The following is a 5,778-nucleotide window of genomic DNA, read 5'->3' on the forward strand; positions in this document are numbered from 1 at the left end:
CTGACCACCCACCCCCGGGTCAGCCTGCTGATCTTCGACTCCACCGCCGCCCCGCTCACCGGCGACGCACTGGTCATGGCCGCCACGGCCACACAAATCAGCGGCACGGACGCACCTGGTGAATCAGAAACGGAAGACACCGAAGCCGCAGACCTGGCGCGCGCCCTACGCATCTACCCCGGACCCGCCGAACGCGGCGGACGCCCCCTGGACATCAGCCACGTCACCGGCGACTCGCCGTACCGGATGTACCGGGCCACAGCGTACGAGTGGTACGTGCAATGCCCGTGGGGCCAAGGCGCCTGCCTCGCCCACGGGCATGAGTACGACCACCGGATCGCGGTGGATCTGGCGCGCGCCAGCTAGCTACAGCACACCCCGGCCAGGCTCACACCCCAGCCGGCGGCGTGTGTCCCCCGGGCGGACGGCGCGCGCCGCCAACCGGCCCGCACCACACGCTCATCCCTACGGGGTCCGCGTGTACCAGAACTCGATGTCGGTCTGCGCCTTCGTCCCGGACGGCTTCTTCACCAGCTGCTGCTGGTCCTGCGTGGTCGTCAACGTCACCACCTTCTTCACCTCGCCGAGCTGATACCCGAGGGCCTGTAGCGGGTTCGCCCCGGACGCCGCGATCACCGGGGTCCGCCCCACCGCCGCGATATCGGCCGAGACCCGTTCCACCGCCGCGGTGTCCGCGCCGGGCAGCAGCGCCACCGGCACCCGGCACTGGTCCCGGATCGTGGCCATCCACTGCCCGCTCATGGCGTCGATCAGCACCACCGAGTCCCGGCTCGGCGACAACGACCGGCACACCGCGTTCGACGCCGCCACCTCCCCCAACTCGGTCCGTTTCGCGGCCACCGGCGCCGTCGCCGCGGCCGCCGGCAACACGAACACCGCCGACATCACCGCCGCCCCGGCCGCCGTCACCGCCACCGGGGTCAGCGTCAGCAACGAACGACGCTGTGAAACCCGCTTCTGCTCCCGCTGTCCGGCCCGCACCCGGACCCACTGCGCCAACGCCCGCGTGGCGGCCGCCGCCGCCCACACCGCCATCAGGATCACGCCCGGCAGTATCACCGTCACCAGCCGCCGATCGGCATACGGATGATCCGGCGTGATCGAGGGCCGCCACAGCTGAAGCGCCGCCGACACCACGTACACGGGCAACGCCGCCGCCCACCGCACATCCACCCCGCGCAGCACCCGCCACGCCAACACCACCGCCCCGCCGAACGCCGCCGCCAGCAGCGGCCAGCCCACGTACCACGACACCCACCGCAACGACTGCTCCGCGTAGGTGAGGGAACCGTCCGGGGTCAAGCCCGCCCACGTCTGCAACGACGCCAGATACTGCCCGGACGGGGACGTGGCATCGCCGCGCGCCGTGCTCACATACGGCCGGATCAGCAGCGCCGCGCCGATCAGCGCCACCGCCGCCGCACCGCCGGCCGGCACCAGCCGCCACACCCGCGGCGGCACGCCATAGCGCCGCACCAGCGCCGCCACCGCGAACGAAAGCACCGACGAGGCCACCAGCGCCGCCACCGCCAGCTTGACCGACGAGGCGTTCGTCTTCACATACGGCCAACTCAGGAACCGCGCGTCCAACGCCCCCAACGCCAGCCCGGCGAACGCCCCGGCCAGCCACGCCCCGGCCCCGGCGCGCCGCCGCGACCACAGCCACGCCGCCACCGGCATCAGCAGCGCCATGTCCAGCATCAGATCCAGCCGCACCAACTCCCCGACGCCCAGCACCAGGCCCGCGGCGAACGCGAACGGCCACGTCGGCCGCGCGGTGCCGGTGCTGGCTTCCGCACCAGAGTCGGCACCGGTGCTGGCACCGGTGCTGGTAACGGCGTCGGCGGCGTCGGCGCCCGCGACGATGACCTCCGACAGCAGATGCACCGCCGCCACCAACAACAGCAACGCCGGCATCTCAGAGAACGTCGTCTGGGAGTTCTTCAACACCGGGAACGCCACCGCCATCACCAACGCCGCCAACGGCGCCCACCGCGGCCCCACCAGCCGCGCCGCCAGGCCCGCCACCGCCAACACCGCCGCGGCACCGACCAACGCCGGCATCGTCAACTCCCCGGACCAGCCGCCCACCCACCAGCCGGCCGCCACCATCGTCGGCCACCCGGACATGAACTGCGGCACCAGATGCCCGCCGACCTGATAGAACGCCGGACTCTCATAAGTCACCAACGACCCGGAATCCCCGAAAGCCCCCGCCGGAACCGACTGCTTCAACGTCCCGCCGTGCGCCAGCAAATAGCCGATCTGCGCATAAGAACCATTGTCCCGGTGCAGAACCACCTGCTCGCTGTGCGTGGCCGCCGCGAACACCAGGAACCCCCCGGCGATCACCACGGTCGCGGCCACCGACCACCACGGCGCGCGCAGCGTGACCGCCGCCCGCAGCACCGGCGGCAACCCGAACCGCAGCAGTACCACGGCCAGGACCACGAACAGCGGCAGCACGGCGACCGGCCGGAACTGCCCGGCCCACACCAGCGGGAACGTGGCGATCAGCCACGCGGTGACAACCAGCGCGGGCCCGACCGCCAAGGCGATGAGCAGGGTACTGGGCAGATGTCCGCGTCGGGCGCCCAAGTGCTGCGCGACGACGCCGGTGACGAGACGGCTCAAGGATTCTCAACCTGTGGAGTAGGAGGAGCAGGACGAGGGACCAACCCGGAACACGTTCCGATCCGACTCCGACCCGGCCGCCACCGAAGCCCCCACGCCAAAGCGACAAAAATGACACTTCATGCGAAAACCACCCCAGTGATCGGCTGACGCCCGTGAGAATGCCGTGAGCGAAGCCAAATCGGAGGCAATTTTATGCACAGAAAGCTAAGGCGAACGTGAAGGCCGAACCCCCCGCCATCTGCACAAAGGTGCGATAGCGATCAGCCTGGCCAGCCCCCGGGCCGTCAAAAGGTTCACGCCCGACCACCGGCGGCGGTCGGGCGTGAACCCTCAGTAATCAGTCTTCAATTGTCGCTTCAGCTAATGGGCCGCCGGGCGACATCACGCATTCGAAGTCGCTGGCCTCACACCCCAGCCGGCGGCGTGTCCCCCGGCTGAATGTGCGGAATGGCATCCGTCGGCTCCACGCCCATCTTCCCGGCCCGGAAGTCCAGCAGCGCCTGCCGGATCTCCTCCTCGCTGTTCATCACGAACGGCCCGTAGTGCACCACCGGCTCGCGCAGCGGCTCGCCGCCGAGCACGATCACGTCCATGTTCGGGTGGCGGGAGTCCTGCTGCTGGTCCGCGCTGATGACGATGCTGTCGCCGGCGCCGAACACCGCCGTCTGCGCCGACTTCACCGGGCGGTTGTCGGTGCCGACCGTGCCGCGGCCGTTCAGGACGTACACCAGGGCGTTGAAGTCCTTGCGCCACGGCAGCTCCACCCGGGCGCCCGGGGTGATCGACAGGTGCGCCAAGGTGATGGGGGTGTGGGTGACGCCCGGGCCCTGGACGCCGTCGATGCCGCCGGCGATCACCCGGACCAGCGCGCCGCCGTCCTGCGAGGACGCCAGGCCCACCTGGCCGCTGCGGATGTCCTGGTAGCGCGGGGGCGACCACTTCTTGGCCGACGGCAGGTTCACCCACAGCTGGATGCCGTGGAACAGGCCGCCGGTCTGCACCAGCTTCTCCGGCGGCGTCTCGATGTGCAGCAGCCCCGAGCCCGCCGTCATCCACTGCGTGTCGCCGTCGGTGATGACACCGCCGCCGCCATGCGAGTCCTGATGGATGAACGTACCGTCGATGATGTACGTGACCGTCTCGAACCCGCGGTGCGGATGCCACGGCGTGCCCTTCGGCTCACCGGCGGCGTACTCCACCTCGCCCATCTGGTCCATCATCACGAACGGGTCCAGGTACTCGGTGCGGATCCCGGCGAACGCCCGGTGCACCGGGAAACCCTCACCCTCGAACCCCGACGGCGCGGTCGTCACCGCCAACACCGGCCGCGGCACGGCATCCGGCGCCACAGCGGCGATCCGGGGCAGCGCCAGCGGGTTCTCTACGGTCACAGCAGGCACGGCAGCCTCCAGCAGTCGAATCGGGCCCAGTCCGGCCCGGTGTCACGGTCACCCGGCACCAACGGTAGTTCAATTTTCAATATTCCGCGCACGGGGCCGGGAGGGGCGGCGTGGTGACACGGAGCCACACAGCAGACACGCAAGACACGCAAGACACGGCAGACACGGCAGACAAACTGCGAAGGGGGCACTGCCATTACCTGTAAAGCCAGAGGCTCCCCACCCACCACCGAACCACGTTGACTGGGCACCACCACCAACGATCATCCCCCTTCGAAGGGACCCCCACCATGCGAGCCGCCTACATGTACGGCGCCGGCGACGTCCGCGTCATCGACGTCCCCGACCCGGCCGTCAAACACCCCACCGACGCCGTCGTCCGTGTCATCCGCTCCTGCATCTGCGGCTCCGACCTGCACCCCTACCACAACAAGCCCGCCACCGGCGAAGGCACCTCCATGGGCCACGAATTCCTCGGCATCGTCCAGGACACCGGCCCCGAAGTCGGCACCGTCAAACCCGGCGACCTGGTCATCGCCCCCTTCGCCTGGTCCGACGGCACCTGCGACTTCTGCCGCGAAGGCCTCCAGACATCCTGCCGCCACGGCGGCTTCTGGAACGCCGGCGACGTCGGCGGCGGCCAAGCCGAAGCCGTCCGCGTCCCCCTCGCCGACGGCACCCTCGTCCCCGTCCCCGGCATCGACGAGAACTCCCCACTACTGCCCTCCCTGCTCACCCTGTCCGACGTCTACGGCACCGGCCACCACGCCGCCGTCAAAGGCCGCGTCACCCCCCGCACCACCGTCACCGTCATCGGCGACGGCGCCGTCGGCCTGATGGCAGTGCTGTCCGCCAAACGCCTCGGCGCCGAACAGATCATCCTCATGGGCCGCCACACCGACCGCACCGACCTCGGCCGCGAATTCGGCGCCACCGACGTCGTCGCCGCACGCGGCGCCGAAGGCATCGCCGAAGTCCGCGACCTCACCGGCGGCGACGGCACCCACGTCGTCCTGGAAGCCGTCGGCCACATGCCCGCCTACGAACAAGCCCTCGGCGTCGTCCGCGCCGGCGGCACCATCAGCCGCGTCGGCGTCCCCCAATACGAACAAGCACCCGTCGGCTTCAGCACCCTGTTCGGCCCCAACATCACCCTCACCGGCGGCCCCGCCCCCGCCCGCGCCTACATCAGCACCCTGCTGCCCGACATCCTCGACGGCACCGTCAACCCCGGCAAAGTGTTCGACCAGCAGATCAGCCTGGACCAAACCCCCGCCGGCTACCAGGCCATGGACAACCGCAGCGCCCTGAAGGTCCTCATCCGACCGTAGGCCGACCCACACAGAACTACGCCACACTGGACCCCGTGCAGCTCACCGTCTCCATCCTCGGCCCACTCCAGGCCCACACCCACGACGGCACCCCCATCCCCATCGGAGGCGCCCGGCTGCGCGCCCTGCTCATCCGCCTCGCCCTCGACCCCGGCCGAAGCGTCAGCGTCGCCACCCTCACCGACGCCCTCTGGAACGAAACACCCCCAGACGGCGCCGCCAACGCCCTGCAATCCCTCATCTCCCGCCTACGCCGCACCCTCGGCACCCCCGAAACCGTCATCGGCGACCTCGGCGGCTACCACCTCGCCCTACCCCCACAAGCCATCGACGCCCACCGCTTCGAAACCCTCACCCGCCAAGCCCGACACGCCGACCACGCCGACGAC

Annotated in this window: 4 protein-coding genes and 1 pseudogene; 3 read left to right on the top strand and 2 right to left on the bottom strand. The window is 70.2% G+C overall.

Translation table 11 applies throughout. The features are described from left to right. A pseudogene (locus IZR01_RS47790) lies at positions 1 to 366 on the top strand (hypothetical protein); the annotation flags it as partial. 99 nt (positions 367 to 465) lie between these two features. Here the strand turns inward: IZR01_RS47790 and IZR01_RS47795 are convergent. Together IZR01_RS47795 and IZR01_RS47800 are read right to left on the bottom strand one after the other, a co-directional pair. Continuing rightward, positions 466 to 2,655 (bottom strand): hypothetical protein, encoded by a 2,190-nt coding sequence (locus IZR01_RS47795; protein ID WP_194927731.1) that lies wholly within the window; start codon positions 2,653 to 2,655, stop codon positions 466 to 468. A gap of 407 nt (positions 2,656 to 3,062) precedes the next feature. Next, positions 3,063 to 4,058 (bottom strand): pirin family protein, encoded by a 996-nt coding sequence (locus tag IZR01_RS47800; protein WP_194927732.1) that lies wholly within the window; start codon positions 4,056 to 4,058, stop codon positions 3,063 to 3,065. A gap of 290 nt (positions 4,059 to 4,348) precedes the next feature. Here IZR01_RS47800 and IZR01_RS47805 point away from each other — a divergent pair, with 290 nt between their 5' ends. Both IZR01_RS47805 and IZR01_RS47810 read left to right on the top strand, forming a co-directional pair. Then, positions 4,349 to 5,389, top strand: a complete 1,041-nt coding sequence (locus IZR01_RS47805; RefSeq protein WP_194927733.1) for a zinc-binding dehydrogenase — start codon at positions 4,349 to 4,351, stop codon at positions 5,387 to 5,389. Between the two features lie 35 nt (positions 5,390 to 5,424). Then, positions 5,425 to 5,778, top strand: a 354-nt coding sequence (locus tag IZR01_RS47810) for an AfsR/SARP family transcriptional regulator (RefSeq protein ID WP_194927734.1), incomplete at its 3' end; no start/stop codon positions are given.

It is taken from the genome of Catenulispora pinisilvae, from assembly GCF_015356865.1.
Lineage (GTDB): Bacteria > Actinomycetota > Actinomycetes > Streptomycetales > Catenulisporaceae > Catenulispora > Catenulispora pinisilvae.

Bases quoted from the DNA above. Each gene is read 5' to 3' on its own strand.
- IZR01_RS47805 (WP_194927733.1), top strand. From the start codon at position 4,349: ATGCGAGCCGCCTACATGTACGGCGCCGGCGACGTCCGCGTCATCGAC.